Annotated in this window: 14 protein-coding genes; 8 read left to right on the forward strand and 6 right to left on the reverse strand. The window is 64.9% G+C overall.

Translation table 11 applies throughout. The annotated features are described in order from the left end of the window. Positions 1-11 precede the first annotated feature (11 nt). From BMY71_RS16015 to BMY71_RS16025, 3 genes are all read left to right on the forward strand, one after another. Positions 12-764, forward strand: coding sequence for a glycerophosphodiester phosphodiesterase (locus BMY71_RS16015; RefSeq protein WP_092685046.1), 753 nt, complete (start codon positions 12-14; stop codon positions 762-764). Positions 765-857: 93 nt separating this feature from the next. Continuing rightward, entirely contained in the window at positions 858-2,093 is a 1,236-nt protein-coding gene (locus BMY71_RS16020) for a GNAT family N-acetyltransferase (RefSeq protein WP_092685048.1), read from the forward strand. Between the two features lie 48 nt (positions 2,094-2,141). Next, positions 2,142-2,570, forward strand: a complete 429-nt coding sequence (locus BMY71_RS16025) for an HIT family protein (RefSeq protein ID WP_011503446.1) — start codon at positions 2,142-2,144, stop codon at positions 2,568-2,570. A 9-nt stretch (positions 2,571-2,579) separates the two neighbouring features. Here BMY71_RS16025 and tsaA read toward each other — a convergent pair whose 3' ends face one another. The 3 genes from tsaA to BMY71_RS16040 form a co-directional block, all read right to left on the reverse strand. Continuing rightward, the gene (tsaA, locus tag BMY71_RS16030) at positions 2,580-3,041 is read right to left on the reverse strand and encodes a tRNA (N6-threonylcarbamoyladenosine(37)-N6)-methyltransferase TrmO (protein WP_092685325.1); all 462 of its coding nucleotides are present in this window, start codon (positions 3,039-3,041) and stop codon (positions 2,580-2,582) included. Between the two features lie 80 nt (positions 3,042-3,121). Then, complete coding sequence (locus BMY71_RS16035; protein ID WP_011503448.1) at positions 3,122-3,466, reverse strand: AzlD domain-containing protein; 345 nt, start codon at positions 3,464-3,466, stop codon at positions 3,122-3,124. After that, the gene (locus BMY71_RS16040) at positions 3,463-4,203 is read right to left on the reverse strand and encodes an AzlC family ABC transporter permease (protein ID WP_092685050.1); all 741 of its coding nucleotides are present in this window, start codon (positions 4,201-4,203) and stop codon (positions 3,463-3,465) included. Before BMY71_RS16040 ends, BMY71_RS16035 begins: the two co-directional genes overlap by 4 nt. 150 nt (positions 4,204-4,353) lie before the next feature. On the opposite strand from BMY71_RS16040, the gene BMY71_RS16045 reads away from it, so the two are divergent. Then, entirely contained in the window at positions 4,354-4,713 is a 360-nt protein-coding gene (locus BMY71_RS16045) for a PilZ domain-containing protein (protein WP_011503450.1), read from the forward strand. A 17-nt stretch (positions 4,714-4,730) separates the two neighbouring features. On the opposite strand, the gene BMY71_RS16050 is transcribed toward BMY71_RS16045, so the two are convergent. Then, a complete protein-coding gene (locus tag BMY71_RS16050; protein WP_430715338.1) occupies positions 4,731-5,774 on the reverse strand; it encodes a transglycosylase SLT domain-containing protein in 1,044 nt (347 codons plus the stop codon). Between the two features lie 90 nt (positions 5,775-5,864). On the opposite strand from BMY71_RS16050, the gene BMY71_RS16055 reads away from it, so the two are divergent. The 3 genes from BMY71_RS16055 to BMY71_RS16065 all read left to right on the forward strand — a co-directional run bounded on the left by BMY71_RS16055 (position 5,865) and on the right by BMY71_RS16065 (position 9,298). Further along, positions 5,865-6,797, forward strand: a complete 933-nt coding sequence (locus BMY71_RS16055) for a glycine/sarcosine/betaine reductase selenoprotein B family protein (protein WP_092685052.1) — start codon at positions 5,865-5,867, stop codon at positions 6,795-6,797. Between the two features lie 108 nt (positions 6,798-6,905). After that, positions 6,906-7,250: a PilZ domain-containing protein gene (locus tag BMY71_RS16060; protein WP_011503453.1), complete on the forward strand. Its 345-nt coding sequence runs from the start codon at positions 6,906-6,908 to the stop codon at positions 7,248-7,250. A 242-nt stretch (positions 7,251-7,492) separates the two neighbouring features. Then, on the forward strand, positions 7,493-9,298 hold the full coding sequence (locus tag BMY71_RS16065) for an ArnT family glycosyltransferase (RefSeq protein ID WP_244526077.1): 1,806 nt from the start codon (positions 7,493-7,495) through the stop codon (positions 9,296-9,298). Positions 9,299-9,467: 169 nt separating this feature from the next. Here BMY71_RS16065 and clpA read toward each other — a convergent pair whose 3' ends face one another. Both clpA and clpS read right to left on the reverse strand, forming a co-directional pair. After that, positions 9,468-11,873 (reverse strand): ATP-dependent Clp protease ATP-binding subunit ClpA, encoded by a 2,406-nt coding sequence (gene clpA / locus BMY71_RS16070; RefSeq protein WP_011503455.1) that lies wholly within the window; start codon positions 11,871-11,873, stop codon positions 9,468-9,470. Positions 11,874-12,070: 197 nt separating this feature from the next. Beyond that, positions 12,071-12,400: an ATP-dependent Clp protease adapter ClpS gene (clpS, locus tag BMY71_RS16075; protein ID WP_011503456.1), complete on the reverse strand. Its 330-nt coding sequence runs from the start codon at positions 12,398-12,400 to the stop codon at positions 12,071-12,073. Between the two features lie 460 nt (positions 12,401-12,860). Between clpS and BMY71_RS16080 the strand changes: the two genes are divergently transcribed. Then, entirely contained in the window at positions 12,861-14,255 is a 1,395-nt protein-coding gene (locus tag BMY71_RS16080) for a TadE/TadG family type IV pilus assembly protein (protein WP_092685056.1), read from the forward strand. Positions 14,256-14,659: the final 404 nt, after the last annotated feature.

Here is a 14,659-nt window from a genome sequence, read left to right on the forward strand (position 1 = left end):
GACCGACAGCGATGCGCGCTCCCGACTGGCTGACGGCTCGTCCGATCGCGCATCGCGGATTGCATGACCGCGCCCGCGGCGTGATCGAGAACATGCCGGCGGCGATCAGCGCCGCGGTCGCCGGCAACTTCGCCATCGAGGTGGACATCCAGCTCACCGCCGACGGCGAGGCGATGGTGCATCATGACGACACGCTCGGTCGGCTCAATCAAGGCAGCGCCGCCCTGCTCGATCTGACGGCGGCCGAGCTCAGGCAGGTCCGGTTCAACGACACCGCCGAGCGCATGATGACGCTGGGCGATCTCTGCGATCTGGTCGGCGGCCGGGTGCCGCTGGTGATCGAGCTGAAGAGCCATTTTGACGGCGACCGAAAGCTCGCCTCGCGACTGACGCAGGTGCTCGCGTCCTATCGCGGCCCGGCCGCCGCCATGTCGTTCGACCCAGACCAGGTGCTGGCGTTGCGCCAGCTCGCCCCGAACCTGGTCCGCGGCATCACCGCCGAACGCAGCTACGACGACGCCTATTGGGCCAAGCTCAACGAGGCCCAGCGCAACCCGATGCTCGCGCTGCGCCACGGGCTGCGCACGCAGCCGCATTTCGTCGCCTATCGTGTCGACGATCTCCCTGCCCCTCCGCCGTGGATCGCGCGCAATGTCTTCGGCTGTGCGCTGCTGGCCTGGACGGTGCGAACGCCAGAGCAGCGCACCCGCGCCGCGCGTCATGCCGACCAGATGATCTTCGAAGGATTCGTTCCGGAACCTTGATGCTCCGACGCCCTTGCGGCTTGCTCCGGAAATGCACAATCTCTGAGAATGACGCTCACCTGCATTGATCGCCCCAGCGACCGGTCTGGCTGATTGACCAGCTTATCCGACATCGTTCTCGAAGCCGTCCCCTCGGTCGACGCCATCGCCGCCGCCGATTGGGATGCCTGCGCGCGCGCTGCGCTGGCGCCCGAGCCACCCTCATCCGCAGCTTCAGCCAGCTCCTGTACGACTTCCAGAACGGCCTATAATCCATTCATGTCGCACGCGTTTTTCTCCGCACTTGAGAGATCGCATTCAGCTTGCGCGCGAACCGGTTGGGGGCCAAGGCATCTCGTTGCAAAACGGGAGGGAGAGACCGTCGGAATCGTACCGTGCTACCTCAAATCGCATTCCCAAGGTGAGTACGTGTTCGACCGCGGCTGGGCCGACGCCTATCAGCGCGCCGGCGGCAGCTACTATCCGAAGCTGCAGGTCTCGGTCCCGTTTACGCCGGCGACCGGCCCGCGGCTCCTGATCCGCGAGGGCGGCGACGCCGATCAGGTGGCCATGGCGCTGTCGGGCGGGCTGGTGGCGCTGTGCGGGCTGAGCAAAGCGTCGTCGGCGCATGTCACATTCGCTCGCGAAAGCGAGTGGCGCTTCCTCGCCGCGCAAGGTTTCCTGCAGCGGACCGACCAGCAATTCCACTGGCACAATGCCGGCTACCACAGCTTCGACGATTTCCTCGCCACCCTCGCCTCGCGGCATCGCAAGGCGATCAAGCGCGAGCGCCGCGACGCGACCCTCAATGGCATCAGCATCCACTGCCTGACCGGCCGCGACATCACCGAAGACGCCTGGGACGCGTTCTTCGAATTCTACATCGAGACCGGCTCACGCAAATGGGGCCGCCCCTATCTCACCCGGGCGTTCTATTCGCTGATCGGCGAAAGCATGGCCGACGACGTGCTGCTCGTGATGGCGAAGCGCAACGGCCGCTGGATCGCCGGCGCGATCAACTTCATCGGCGGCGACACGCTGTTCGGACGGCACTGGGGCGCGATCGAGCATCACCCGTTTCTGCATTTCGAGGTGTGCTATTATCAGGCGATCGAGTTCGCGATCGCCCGCTGCCTTGCGACCGTCGAGGCCGGCGCGCAGGGCGAGCACAAGATTGCGCGCGGCTACCTGCCGCAGACCACCTACTCCGCGCATTACATCGCCGATCCCGCGCTGCGCCGCGCCATCGCGGATTATCTCAAGCGCGAACGCATGTATGTCGACGAGATGGGCCGCGAACTGACGGAAGCCGGCCCGTTCCGCAAGAGCGACGCCGCCGATCCGGCTTGACCGGTTCGCGCGCCGCAGCGAAAGTCCCGGCGCAACTCTGGAGCCGCCATGACCGCCTACGATCCGAACAACATCTTCGCCAAGATCCTGCGTGGCGAGTTCTCCTGCCACAAGGTCTACGAAGACGACCACGTGCTGGCCTTCCTCGACATCATGCCGCGGGCGCCGGGTCACACGCTGGTGATCCCGAAGGCCCCGGCGCGCAACATCCTCGACATCTCTGCGGAAGACTTCGCCCATGTGGCGCGCGGCGCGCACAAGATCGCCCACGCGGCGATGCAGGCCTTCAAGGCAGACGGCATCGTGGTGCAGCAGTTCAGCGAGCCCGCCGCCGGTCAGGTGGTCTATCACCTGCACATGCACGTGATGCCGCGCCACGACGGCGTGCCGCTGCTGCCGCCGGCGAGCCGCCGGGAAGAAACCGATGTCCTGGAGCGCCACGCCGAGAAACTCATTGCGGCGTTGCAGACGGCGTGAGGCCGCTGGCTACTTCACCATCGAATGTACACAACGGTCCGGTTTGAGATCGATCAGCGGGGTTTGGTCGAGGCAATCCAGCCCCCGGACAAGCACCGTCGATCCCTCGATCCCGACCAGAGCGGCTGCCGAGATGCCGATCGGATTCGGCCGCAGCGGCGAGCGCAACGCAAAGGTGCCGCGCGGTCCGTCGTGGCCGTGGCCGCGCTGGATCACCAGATCGCGCCGCGCCTGATGCAGCCAGTACACCACTTGAAGCTGGGTGAATTTTTCGAGCCCGAGCAGCGCCTGCGTCCACGGCTCGAAAATCTCAAGCCGGCACACCGGACCGTCGAGACTACCCTGCCGCGGCGTCTCGCCACGCGAGGTCCAGGGCGTCCGGATCCGGCCGATGAAGACCAGTCCCGCATCGGTCGGCGGCGGCGGCGTGACGGTGACTTCACCTTCGCGGATGTCATCGGTGGCGGTCATGCCCATTCCCCGGATTTGGCGTCGAAATCGACCCAACCTAACCGGATGGAGCCGTCTGGCAACCACAGCAAAAGGTGAACTCAGCCCAGCCACCATTGCCCGGCGATCAGCACCGCCTCGCCAGCGATCACGCCGATCAGGATCGAACGCCTGACCGCGATGAAGGCAAGCAGTCCGGCCGCCACTGCGCCGTAGCGCAGCAGCGCCGGCACGCTCGCCAGCGCGCCCGGCGGCAGTACCAGAATCTGCGCGATGACGCCGGCGAGGATCGCGGTGGCGACCGCGCGCACCCAGATCAGCAGCTCGGAGCCTTCGTCGATGCCCCCGCCGAGCCACAGCCCGAGCATCCGCCAGATCTCGTTGGGCAGAAATCCCGCCAGCACCAGCACGACCAGCGCCTGCCATTCACCGATGAAGCCGCTCATGCGCGCCTCTGCCGGAAGCGATGGACGCCATAGGCGATGGTGCCGGCCGAGACGCCGCTGATCAGAACATCGACGCCGGTGTTGAACAGCGCCACCAGCGGAAACAAAGCGAGGCCAAGTCCGAGCGCGACGACGTCCGCGATCTCGCGACAGTTGCGCGCGGTGGACAAGAGAAACGCCAGCGGCGTCAGCAGCAGCACCGCCGCGCCGAACAGCTTCGGCAGATTGGCGGCGAGCGCGTAGCCGATCACATTGGCGATCATGCACACCGAGATGAGTCCGGTGCCGAGCCCGTTGGCGAACGCGATCCGCCGCTCGCGCGGCACTTGCGGCAGCAGCCGGAAGCACTCGACCCACATCGTTACCGCGACGAAATGCGCCGGCAGCACCAGATGACGCAGTTTGGTGTCCGACGTGCGCAGCATCGGCAACACCGACACCACCATCGGAAACAGCCGGATCGCGCTGACGGTCACCGCGATCGCCGCCTGCAACACGGTGGCGCCGGAGCCGAGCGTCGAGATCAGGATGATCTGCGCCGGGCCCGCCCACACCAGCAACGTGCTGAGCAGCAGCCAGCCGAGGCTGAAGCCGCTGTCGTGCGCGAGCGCACCGATGCCGATGAAGGTTGCGAACAGCACCATCGACAACACCGAGCTGGCGACAGCGCGCAGGCCCTGCAGATAGGCGCGTGTCGGGCTCTGCCAGCGCGGGGCATCGTGGGGAGGAAGCGCCATCCGGACTGCAACACCTTCTTGGCCATCGCGCGGCGAATCCCGTCGCGTTCGCGCAGCCCGTTTACCTTAACAATCGGTTGACCGTCAGTCGAATTTCGGCCGCGCCACTACCTCTGATAGCAATCTACAACCATCGCGAGGAGACTGACGATGCTGGAACGGCGCAGCGGTTTACGGCGACGTGTCTATTATGGGGGACGGCTTGCGTTTCATGCCCGAACGGCGACGATCGATTGTATCGTCCGCAATCTGTCGGCGGAGGGCGCCCAGATCGAGCTCGGCAATCCGGCCGCCGTGTCGGACCGCGTCGATCTGAGCATCACCCACCAAGGCGTTTCATATTTCGGTCGCATCGTCTGGCGACGGAAAAACAGCGCCGGTCTTTGGCTTGATGCGCCGCGACGGCAGGGATCCGAGCTGCCGCTCGACTTAGCCCTTCGCATCCGCGCGACCGAGCGCGTGAATGCGCAATTGCGCGCCCGGCTGGCACAACTACGATCCGAATTCTGATCCGTCGCCCGGACGGCTCAGCCGCGATTGCGCAACACCAGACAGGCGCTGCCGGCGCGGCGGATCTTGTCGCACAACACGTTCGCCTCGGGGCGCGTCTCGGCGCCGATCCGCACGCGATAGAACGGCCGCGTCCCACGGCTGCGGAACACCGAACTCGACAGGCTCGGATCCTGGTCGCCGATCACCGCGCTTAACCGCGACATCGCCCGCGCATACATCGCCAGAGCCCGATCGCGATTGAAGCCGGCCGCGAGTTGCACGCCCCAGGGCTTGTCGGCGCCGAGCTTCACCCGCTGCTCGAGCTGCGCCACGAACGGATTCGGCGCGCGCCGCAGCAGCGCCATCAGCGTTCGGCAGTCGCTATCCGCTCTGGTCTCCGGCGGCTTCGCCTGACGGCCCGCCGCAGCCCAATCATCCACCGAGGTTCCGGTGATCGCATACACATAAGAGCGGGTCTGCTGCGGCATCGGACCGGTGCCGGCAATCCATTCCTGCACCCGGCGCGGACCGGCATTATAGGCCGCCGCCGCCAGCCCGAGATTGCCGAACTGGCCGCGCAACTCACGGAGAAACTCGGCTGATTTCGGCAGCGCCTGCACCGGGTCGAACGGATCGAGCAGGCTGCGCTCGCTCGCGGTGCCCGGCATGAATTGTGCGATGCCCAGCGCACGCTTGCCGCTGCGCGTCACCGGCCCGACCGCGTCGGGTTGAAACCGGCTCTCCTGCCAGATCACACGGGCGAAGAATTCGAGCGGCAAATCGTGCGCCTTCGCCGCCGACTCGATCATCAGGCAAATCGACTCGCGCGTGTCCCGATCCGCAGGCTTCTCGGCCGCCTGATCGGTGGGCTTGTCGGCGGGCTTCTCTGCAGGAGCGGAGCTATCCGGCCTCGCAGGCGCTTGGTCCGGCTTCGCTTGCGGTTCGGGTTTGCTCTGGGTGGCGTCGTCCTGCTTCGCGGGCGGCGCGTCCTCGGCGCGCGCAGCGGCCGGCGCGATCAGCACGAGCATGGCCACGAGCGCTGCGCGGAGCAGCGTATTGTCGACTGATCCAGTCGTCACGCCGTTCTCCCGATCGTCATGGCCGGGGTTGTTGACACGCTCCGCCAACGCGCTAGCAATTTGCATCCTCCCTTCAACCGGGACCGCAATATGGCCGAGACCCGCGCGCCCACCGGCTTTGCGTCCGAGGACGACGTTCCGATCCCCTACATGGCGCGGACCCGCGCTTATTATCAGGCGATCGGCTACGACGTTCCCTATCGCTGGGCGCATGATGTCGCAGCGCCGTTCCGGCCGCTGACGAAGCCGCTGGCGCAGGCGCGCGTCGCGCTCATCACAACCGCCGTTCCGTTCGATCCGGCGAAAGGCGACCAGGGCCCCGGCGCGGCATATAATGGCGGCGCCAAGTTCTATCAGGTCTATGACGGCGATACCTCGCAGGATCACGATCTGCGCATTTCCCACATTGCCTATGACCGCACCCACACCACCGCGACCGACAGCGGCAGCTGGTTTCCGCTGCCGCAATTGCGGCGGCTGGCGCGCGAGGGCGCAATCGGCGACGTCGCGCCGCGGTTCTTCGGCGCGCCGACCAATCGCAGCCACCGCGTCACGACCGACACCGACGCCCCCGAGATCCTGGCGCGCTGCCGTGCCGATAACGTCGACGCTGCGGTGTTGGTGCCCAATTGTCCGGTCTGTCACCAGACCGTGTCGCTGGTCGCGCGGCATCTCGAGGCCCACGGCGTCTCGACCGTGGTGATGGGGTGCGCGAAAGACATCGTCGAGCACGCCGCCGTGCCGCGGTTCCTGTTCAGCGATTTCCCGCTCGGCAATTCCGCCGGCAAGCCGCACGACGACGCCTCCCAGGCGTTCACACTCGAGCTGGCGCTGCGGGTGCTGGAGCGCGCGCCTGGGCCGCAGACCACCGTGCAATCGCCACTGCGCTGGCGCACCGACGCCGCGTGGAAGCGCGACTACAACAACGTCGCCGCCATCAGCGCCGACGAACTGCAGCGGCGACGCCGCGATTTCGAGGCCCAGAAGGAGCGCGCCCGCGCCATCCGCGACAGCGTCGCATAGCGGATCGCGCACATGATCGATTCAGGTTAATCGACGATCAGTCGAGCAACGCGCTACCGCCGAGGCCGAAGCCGCCTACAATCACGCCACTCACGCGTGGAGTGCTCGATGGACGATCGGCGGAAATCCCGGCGGGACAAGGTGGTTTATGGCGGCGTCGCCGCGATCAACGAGCGCGGCTCGACCCGCGACTGCGTCGTTCGGAACATCTCGGACAACGGCGCCACGATCGAATTCGGCACCGCCGCGGGACTCTCGGACCAGATCGCGCTGACCGTCGCCAAGAAGGCGCGCACCTATCCGTCGAAGATCGTCTGGCGCCGCGGCAACACGGTTGGATTGGCTTTCAGCGAAACGACCGATGCCAGCCAGCTCAGCGAGCGCCTGCGCAAGAGCGAGAAGACCAAGCGCGAGCTGCAGCGCAAGATCAAGGTGCTGCTCGGCGAGTCCTGAGCGGCGCGCCGATCCGCCGCAGTACTCCGTTATGCGCAACTCACCTTTCCGGCAATTGCCTCACCGGCCGGATGGATTAAAACGTCGGTCCTGATCCCACGATCCGGCGCGCGGTTATGGCTGCGCCGCCGATCTGCAGAGGACGACGCACCATCAAGCGCAAGCAGCCCAAGAACCGTCGACCGAAGAAGAAGCATCAGGGCGGCAGGAGCCAAGCGGTCTCGGCCGCCAGTCCGGCGGCAATGCCAGCTTCTTCCGACGCCGCAGCCCCAGCCGCGCCCGGCGATACCGCCGTTGCGCCTGCGCCTGCTGCTGCACCGCCGCCGGCTGCTGCGAACAAGGCCGAGCGCGCGCCGGTCCGCCCTGCTCCCGTCGGTCACAAGCGCTCCGCTCCGCCGCCGAAGCCCGCGCAATACAAATCAGCCCCCCGCCAACCGGCCGCGCTGCCGACGCCGAACAGTCCAGCCGCCAAACCGGTCGCCGCAGCGCCTCCCGGTCTGTTGCTCAGCGCCTGCGACACCGTGCTGCAGATCCTACGCAACGAGCCGCGGCGGCTGTTGCTGTGGATTCTCGGCATCTATGGCGGGCTGTGGTTCGCAGCCGCAATCAGCTTCCCGAGCCTGCCTGCCGTCAGCTACGAGATGGCGCTGTTCGGCAAGGAACTGGAGGCCGGATACTGGAAGTATCCGCCGCTCGCGCCGTGGCTGACCGAGATCGCCGCACTGCTGACCGGCCGCTGGGACGGCTCGCAACTCGTCCTGTCGATCGGCTCGGCGCTGGCGGCGCTGGTTCTGGTGTGGCGGCTCGGCGCCGGCATCGTCGGTCATAGCGGCGCGACGCTGGCGGTGGCGCTGACTATCCTGATCGGCTGTTTCGGCCCGCAGGTCACCGCCTTTGATCCGGCGATCGCCAGCCTGCCACTCGTGGTCGCGGCAGTGGCACTGTATCGCAAAGCGGTGCTGGGCCAGGCGCGCTGGAGCTGGGTCGGGCTCGGAATCGTCTGCGCGCTCCTGGCGAACGCGAACCACGCCGGTTTCGCTTTGATGCTGGTCCTCATCGGACATTTGTTGCTGACGCGCGAGGGCCGCCGCCATCTGCTCACCGCCGGCCCCGCGATCGCGGCGTTGGCCTGCTTCGTCGTGCTGTTGCCGCATCTGATGTGGCTGGCGCAGATGAACGCGGCAGGAACTCTCACGCCCGTGGTTCATGCGTCCGATCTCTTGTCGCGGATCGCGACGGCCTTTGCCTTCGTATTCGGCCAAGCGGGCTTGCACCTCGGTTTGATCCTGGTGGCGGTGCTGGCGATGCTACCGCGGGTCCCGCTGCAAGGCGAACCCGCCGTCCTCCAGCTCGAGGCGCCGACCGGGTTCGATCGCTCGCTGATCCTCGCCGCCGCCTTTGTGCCATCGCTGCTGGTTGCGGCCGGCAGCGTGGTCGGATGGTTCACGATCGGCGCCTACACCGGCAGCGCGCTGGTGGCGTTGTCGGGTCTTGCGCTCGTCCTGCTGCTGCCACCGCAAATCGTGCTGCGCGCGCCGCGCCTCGCGGTGGTGGTGTGGCTGCTGGTCCTGATCGGCGTGCCGTTCGGCGCCACCGCATCGATCTATTCGAAAGCCTATGGCAGCGGCCCGCTGCCGACCGAGCTCTACCCCGCGCGAGCGCTGTCGAATGCGATGCAGGCCGTCTGGAAGAGCCGCACCACCAGGCCGCTCGACATCGTCACCGGAAGCACCCGGCAGGCCGGATTCGTCGCGCTCACCGCGTCGCCGCGGCCGTCGGTGTTCATCGACGCGGATTTCGCCAAGAGCCCGTGGATCACGCCTGACCGGCTGAAACAATCCGGCACACTGGTGGTGTGGTCGACCGACGAATTCGCACGGACCGATGAAATACCGGCACCGTATCGCAGCGCGCTCGGAGCGGCCGCGCCGCTGTTTGGCACCATGGTGCTACCGCTCGGCCGCGGCAAACTGAAGGCCTATGGCTGGGCGATGATCGCGCCCGACGGCGTCCAGCTGCCGGCGGCAGCACCGCCTGCTCCCAAATAATCGAAGCCGTCGTCGGCAACCCGCTCCACGGGTCTCAACCTTATCCGGATGAGGCCCGTTGAGCCGCATCCTTCGAGGCTCGCTGCGCTCGCAGCTCAAGAGGACGACTCCCGCCAATTGAAAAGGCCGGCGATCGCTCGCCGGCCTCATTCAATTGTCACGCGTCCGTTCAGGCCTTGACCAGCGGATCCTTTGCCGAACCCTTCGGGCCTGACTTCGGTTTCCGCGCTGCGCCGCCGCGCTTTTTGGCGTTGGGCAGCTTCTCCGGCTTGGGCGTCACCGGGCCATCGAGGAACTCGAAGGCGATCTTCTCCAGCTCGACGCCGGCGACCGCCTCGTCCTTGACCAGCACGACCCGGACATGGCCGCCGCCCTTGAGCTGACCGAACAGCACCTCGTCGGCGAGCGGCTTCTTGATGTGTTCCTGGATCACGCGCGCCATCGGCCGCGCCCCCATCTGCTCGTCATAGCCGTGCTGAACCAGCCACGCCTTGGCGGCATCGGACAGCTCAATCGTCACGTCGCGATCGGCGAGCTGAGCCTCGAGCTGCAGCACGAACTTCTCGACAACCATGCCGATGACGTCGGCATTAAGATGCGCGAACGACACGATCGCGTCGAGCCGGTTGCGGAATTCCGGAGCGAACTGCCGGTTGATCGCCTCATGGTCGTCGCCTTCCCGCTTGTTGCGGGTGAAGCCGAACGCCTGCCGGGCCAGATCGGCCGCGCCCGCGTTCGTCGTCATGATCAGGATGACGTTGCGGAAGTTGACCTGCTTGCCGTTGTGATCGGTCAGCCGGCCGTGATCCATGATCTGCAGCAGCACGTTATACAGATCGGGATGGGCCTTCTCGATTTCGTCGAGCAGCACGACGCAATGCGGATGCTGGTCGACGCCGTCGGTCAAAAGGCCGCCCTGATCGAAGCCGACATAGCCGGGCGGCGCGCCGATCAGCCGCGAGACGGTGTGGCGTTCCATGTATTCCGACATGTCGAAGCGCAGCAGCTCGACGCCGAGCGTCAGCGCCAATTGCTTGGCGACTTCGGTCTTGCCGACGCCGGTCGGACCCGAGAACAGATAGCAGCCGATCGGCTTCTCCGGTTCCCGCAGTCCGGCGCGGGCGAGCTTGATCGACGCGGCGAGCGATTCGATCGCCTTGTCCTGGCCGAACACGACGCGCTTCAGGGTCTGCTCGAGATGCATCAGCACCTCGGCGTCGTCCTTCGACACGCTCTTCGGCGGGATCCGAGCCATGGTCGCGACGGTGGCCTCGATTTCCTTGATGCCGATCGTCTTCTTGCGCTTGTTCTCCGCCACCAGCATCTGCGCCGCGCCGGATTCATCGATCACGTCGATCGCCTTGTCCGGCAATTTCCGGTCATGGATGTAGCGCGACGAAAGCTCGACCGCGGATTCGATCGCCTCGTTGGTGTATTTGAGCTTGTGATAGTCCTCGAAATAGGGCTTCAGCCCCTTCAGGATCGCGATCGCATCCGCCACCGTCGGCTCGTTGACGTCGATCTTCTGGAACCGGCGCACAAGCGCGCGATCCTTCTCGAAGTGCTGACGGTATTCCTTATAGGTCGTCGAGCCCATGCAGCGGATCGTGCCCGAAGCCAAGGCAGGCTTGAGCAAATTCGAGGCATCCATCGCGCCGCCGGAGGTCGCGCCAGCGCCGATCACGGTGTGGATCTCGTCGATGAACAGAATCGCGTTGGGATGCGCTTCGAGCTCCTTGAGCACCTGCTTCAGGCGCTCCTCGAAGTCGCCGCGATAGCGCGTGCCGGCGAGCAGCGTGCCCATGTCGAGCGAGAACACCGTCGCCGCCGCGAGCACTTCCGGCACTTCGCTGTCGACGATACGCTTGGCGAGGCCCTCGGCGATCGCGGTCTTGCCGACGCCAGCTTCGCCGACGAACAGCGGGTTGTTCTTCTGCCGGCGGCACAGCACCTGAATCGCGCGGTTGATCTCGGCATTGCGGCCGATCACCGGATCGATCTTGCCGTCGCGCGCCTTCTTGTTCAGGTTGACGCAATAGGTCTCGAGCGCGTCTCCCTTCTTCTTGGAGTCCTCGCCGCTCTTGGTCTCGGTCTCTTCGTCGACGCCGCGCACCGGCCGCGCCTCGGACACACCGGGCCGCTTGGCGATGCCATGGCTGATGTAGTTGACCGCGTCGTAGCGCGTCATGTCCTGCTCCTGCAGGAAATACGCGGCATGGCTCTCGCGTTCGGCGAAGATCGCGATCAGCACGTTGGCGCCGGTCACCTCTTCGCGGCCGGACGACTGCACATGAATTACCGCGCGCTGGATCACACGCTGGAACCCGGCGGTCGGCTTGGCGTCTTCCGACCCATCGGTGATGAGGTTCTCGAATTCGGTCTCGAGATAGTTGACGAGGCTGGCGCGGAGCTTATCGAGGTCGACGCTGCAAGCCCGCATCACCGCGGCGGCGTCGGAATCGTCGACCAGCGAGAGCAACAGATGCTCGAGCGTCGCGTATTGATGGTGTCGCTCGTTGGCGATCGCGAGCGCGCGGTGGAGGGATTGCTCAAGACTCTGGGAAAATGTCGGCATCTCGTCCTCTGTGCCCCCGGCTCATCATGATCGCCGCCGCTACGTCGCGCAACAACAACCTTTTCGACATATAGTGCCCAAACCCGGCTGCGAAAGACCCGTTCCTTCCGCGCAGGGCAGCACACCCAGCAAGTCCGGGAAAACCCGCCGACAAATTCCGATGCAAAAGCCGTTCCGAGTTCAGCAATCCACCTCGCTTACTTCTTTTCCATCACGCACTGCAGAGGATGCTGGTGCTTGCGCGCGAAGTCCATCACCTGCGTCACCTTGGTCTCGGCGATCTCATAGGTGAAAACGCCGCACTCCCCGATGCCGTGATGATGAACATGCAACATCACCTGGGTCGCCGCCTCAACATCCATCTGGAAAAACTTCTCCAGGACGTGAACGACGAACTCCATCGGCGTGTAGTCGTCGTTCAGAATCAGAACGCGATACAGATTCGGCCGTTTCGTCTTCGGCTTGACCTTGGTGATAACCGAGGTCGCCGGATTGCCGGTCCCCGCACGGCCGCCCTCGCCCGCCATCGAGGTCGCAGCGGTCGACGATCCAACGGGACCGTCAGCGAGTTTGGTGAATGACATTGAATGCAGCATGGCCCAGATGTTCGAATCCCAAAGGAACTCATCAGCACCGGAACCGCAACGCGCACAAAATGTGATCGACGATTCAGCTCCGGCTTGTCCGCCACCCCGGCGGGCCGATCCGACGCAGGACCGGTATCGCAAATATGGGTCGACAGTCGTTTGCCTGCAAGCACGGAAATTCTGAAGGTTCTCCAGACACTCCCACGAGAGCAGCCGGAACAGGATGAACACCCCGTTAACGGCCTGCCCACGATCTTCAGGGCGACGGTTCGGGTTGATTCACCAACCCAATCAATCTGAGCATTTATCATGCAATTTAGCGAGTTTCAGCAATCGGTTTTACCCGCCATTAGCGGTCCGAATGGAACATTCTGGCCGCCTCGCAGGATTGGAACGACCTATGTTGCCGACGTCGATCATCACCCGGTCAAGGAAAGTTGCAAGCCGCTTCGTTGGTGACGATGGCGGCAACATCGCGGTCATCTTCGCGCTCACACTGTTGCCGATTCTCGGCTTCATCGGCGCAGCGATCGACTACTCCCGCGCCAGCAGGGCGCGCACCGCGATGCAGGCGGCGCTCGATTCGACGGCTCTGATGGTTTCCAAAGACCTCGGGTCGGACAAGATCAAGGCCAGCGAGGTTTCGGAGAAAGCGCAGACCTATTTCAACAGCCTCTATACCGGCACCGAAGCCCGCGGCGTCACCCTCACCACCAATTACACGGCGAAGGACGATTCCGGCTCATCGACCGTCGTCGTCAACGGCGACGGGGCGGTTTCGACTCATTTCATGAAGATGTTCGGATTTCCATCGCTCGCAATCGGCAGTGCGGCGACAGCGACCTGGGGCGGCACCCGATTGCGCGTGGCGATGGCGCTCGACGTCACCGGGTCGATGGTTCTAAACGGCTCGACCAAGCTCGCGGAGATGAAGAAGGCAGCCAGTGCGCTGGTCGATACTTTGCGGGCGTCGGCGCAGAGCAAGGACGACCTGTACATTTCGGTGGTGCCATTCGCCCAGATGGTCAATGTCGGCAGCAGCAACATCGATGCGAGCTGGATTAAATGGGATGTGTGGGACGAAACCGAGGGCAGCTGCAGCAAGAGCAAGTTTAAGACCAAAACGGATTGTGAAGACAACGGCAGGACCTGGACGGCCACCGATCGCAGCAAATGGAAGGGTTGCGTCACCGACCGCGATCAGCCGGCCGACACTACCAAGGACGCCCCGACATCCGACGACACTCGCTTTCCCGCCCTGCGGACACTGCTGGGTACGACCAGCTGCCCGGCGCAGATTTTTCCGATGACCTCGGCTTATGCGGCGACGGATGCGCAGAAGATCAAGGACGTGATCAACGACTTGGTCGCCGATGGCGGCACCAACCAGCCGATCGGCATGGCCTGGGCGTGGATGTCCCTGCAGCAAGGCAATCCGCTGAATACGCCGGCGAAAGACCCGAACTACAAGTACACGGACGCCATCATCTTGTTGTCGGACGGATTGAACACGATGGATCGTTGGCCGGACTACGGTGACGGACAGAGACAATTTGACGGCAAGATCGACGCGCGGCAGAAGCTCCTTTGCGACAACATCAAACTGCCCGACAGCAACGGGAAGAGGCCGGTGGTCTATACCATCCAGGTCAACACCACCGGCGACCCGGAATCGACGATCCTGAGGTACTGCGCCGACGGCGGCAATTTCTTCGCCACCACCACTGCGTCCGGCATCGGCACGGCGTTCGCCCAGATCGGCAGCTCGCTGTCGAAGCTGCGGATCGCCAAATAGACCTCCAGGCCCGGCCGCAACGGCTAGGGCGAACTTGCCCCAACGCGCTGAGCGTCAGCCGCTCCGCATTGTCGGAGCGGTATTATTCCCCCCCCCCCCCGCGAAGGCCGATTCTCTGCTGCGATTCGCGGACGGCTTGCTGCACCGCACTGTCGTACTAACCCCTGGTTGCAGCGGCTGGTCGAGATCACACCAAATCCTAGGGTTTGGCGCAACAGATGCTTAACCTTTTGGAAACGCGAGCCCCCTACTCTCAGACTCTGATTGTTCGCGCACTCGAGAAAAAGCCGCGTCAGCACAGCCGCTTAGTCTCTCCCGATCGGTCCTCTACCAGCATCGTCGGGCCGCCGCGGCTGAACTCGAGGCCGAACCGGAAAGCGTTACCGCCGTGATGAGCATAATTT

The organism is Rhodopseudomonas pseudopalustris (assembly GCF_900110435.1).
Taxonomy (GTDB): Bacteria; Pseudomonadota; Alphaproteobacteria; order Rhizobiales; family Xanthobacteraceae; genus Rhodopseudomonas; species Rhodopseudomonas pseudopalustris.

Excerpts from the sequence above, each read along its gene's own strand:
- BMY71_RS16015 (WP_092685046.1), top strand. The coding sequence starts at position 12 with ATGCGCGCTCCCGACTGGCTGACGGCTCGTCCGATCGCGCATCGCGGA.
- BMY71_RS16025 (WP_011503446.1), top strand. The coding sequence starts at position 2,142 with ATGACCGCCTACGATCCGAACAACATCTTCGCCAAGATCCTGCGTGGC.
- tsaA (WP_092685325.1), bottom strand. The coding sequence starts at position 3,041 with ATGACCGCCACCGATGACATCCGCGAAGGTGAAGTCACCGTCACGCCG.
- BMY71_RS16035 (WP_011503448.1), bottom strand. The coding sequence starts at position 3,466 with ATGAGCGGCTTCATCGGTGAATGGCAGGCGCTGGTCGTGCTGGTGCTG.
- BMY71_RS16040 (WP_092685050.1), bottom strand. The coding sequence starts at position 4,203 with ATGGCGCTTCCTCCCCACGATGCCCCGCGCTGGCAGAGCCCGACACGC.
- BMY71_RS16045 (WP_011503450.1), top strand. The coding sequence starts at position 4,354 with ATGCTGGAACGGCGCAGCGGTTTACGGCGACGTGTCTATTATGGGGGA.
- BMY71_RS16055 (WP_092685052.1), top strand. The coding sequence starts at position 5,865 with ATGGCCGAGACCCGCGCGCCCACCGGCTTTGCGTCCGAGGACGACGTT.
- BMY71_RS16060 (WP_011503453.1), top strand. The coding sequence starts at position 6,906 with ATGGACGATCGGCGGAAATCCCGGCGGGACAAGGTGGTTTATGGCGGC.
- BMY71_RS16065 (WP_244526077.1), top strand. The coding sequence starts at position 7,493 with ATGCCAGCTTCTTCCGACGCCGCAGCCCCAGCCGCGCCCGGCGATACC.
- clpA (WP_011503455.1), bottom strand. The coding sequence starts at position 11,873 with ATGCCGACATTTTCCCAGAGTCTTGAGCAATCCCTCCACCGCGCGCTC.
- clpS (WP_011503456.1), bottom strand. The coding sequence starts at position 12,400 with ATGGCGGGCGAGGGCGGCCGTGCGGGGACCGGCAATCCGGCGACCTCG.
- BMY71_RS16080 (WP_092685056.1), top strand. The coding sequence starts at position 12,861 with ATGTTGCCGACGTCGATCATCACCCGGTCAAGGAAAGTTGCAAGCCGC.